At 49.4% G+C, this 360-nt stretch carries 1 protein-coding gene; it reads right to left on the bottom strand.

Features of this window, described 5'->3' with window-relative positions:
- Positions 1-360, bottom strand: a 360-nt coding sequence (locus QN347_RS19580) for a DDE-type integrase/transposase/recombinase (RefSeq protein ID WP_323494365.1), incomplete at both ends; no start/stop codon positions are given.

Genomic DNA, 360 nt, shown 5'->3' with positions numbered 1-360 from the left:
TCGTTATACCAATGCATGAATGTAGTAACCCAATTCCTGGCTGCCAGGAGATCCTTAAATGGGCGACGTGGATATACTGGGCAGTACTTCAATGTTTTAAAAAAGCTTTCGGCGAACGGGTTGTCATTACTCACGGCAGGACGACTGAATGACGGCATGACGCCCAGCACCTGCAGCATGGCCAGCATCGTGGAGCCCTTCATCGGACTGCCGTTATCCGAATGAAGAACGACCTGATTTTGTGCGATTTTTTCTCGCACACAAATGTCCTTCATCACCTCGCTGGCCAGCGCGCTGCTTTCGGTTTCAAATACCTGCCAGCCGACCACTTTGCGACTAAATACATCGATGAACATATAG

It is taken from the genome of Sphingomonas sp. 10B4 (genome assembly GCF_035019905.1).
GTDB lineage: Bacteria > Pseudomonadota > Alphaproteobacteria > Sphingomonadales > Sphingomonadaceae > Sphingomonas > Sphingomonas glacialis.
This window is presented reverse-complemented; position numbering and strand designations above follow the sequence as displayed.